Raw genomic sequence first — 634 nt, 5'->3', positions numbered from 1 at the left:
ACGGTTTTTCAGAATAAGATTCCCCAGGAGTGTTTCGGAACAGTATCCAACTGTCTGTATGCGTTGATTAATCTAAGCCAGCCTGTAGGGCTTCTTGGGGTACCTGTGTTCCTGTCTGTATTTGGAATTCAAAAATACTCTGTGACTGTTTTTATTTTCTATGTTTCGCTGGCTTTGGCCTTGATAGGATCAAATAAGATTTCAGTTGAATTGGATGTGTAACGTTTATGAATATAAATATAAGATCTCTTGCTGGGAGAAAAAATCTTCAAATATACAATAAAATCAATGAGGTGATTTATATGGAAAATGTTGTTGAAGATACATTGAAAAAGGAAGAGTTAATGAACTTTGAGGAAATGGTGAATAAGATTCACGATATGGAGAAGGATGAAGAAAAGACAATAGTTCTTTCAAGCCAACGCTTTGATCGTTGTGCTACATTTAATGCATAGCCAAAAGTTTAATTAATTTAAAACAACACTCCACATATTGAAAAACGTGTGGAGTGTTTTGTGTAAATTTTACATTTTATACGATTCTAGTTGTTAAAGTACACAGGGAGATAAATCTAACGTTTTCTGAAACCTGCCTGTTATCGGAGGGGCATCATCCCTTGAACAGATGCAGTCCC

The 634-nt window shown here is 35.3% G+C and carries 2 protein-coding genes; both read left to right on the top strand.

Features of this window, described 5'->3' with window-relative positions:
* The coding region (locus tag V7Z60_RS04290; protein ID WP_334116588.1) for a hypothetical protein at positions 1 to 222 on the top strand (222 nt) is incomplete at its 5' end.
* Positions 223 to 302: 80 nt separating this feature from the next.
* On the top strand, positions 303 to 455 hold the full coding sequence (locus V7Z60_RS04285) for a hypothetical protein (protein WP_334116587.1): 153 nt from the start codon (positions 303 to 305) through the stop codon (positions 453 to 455).
* The last annotated feature ends 179 nt before the right edge of the window (positions 456 to 634 follow it).

Origin of the sequence: Ligilactobacillus sp. (genome assembly GCF_036846325.1) — a bacterium.
Lineage (GTDB): Bacteria > Bacillota > Bacilli > Lactobacillales > Lactobacillaceae > Ligilactobacillus.
This window is presented reverse-complemented; position numbering and strand designations above follow the sequence as displayed.

Excerpts from the sequence above, each read along its gene's own strand:
- V7Z60_RS04285 (WP_334116587.1), top strand. The coding sequence starts at position 303 with ATGGAAAATGTTGTTGAAGATACATTGAAAAAGGAAGAGTTAATGAAC.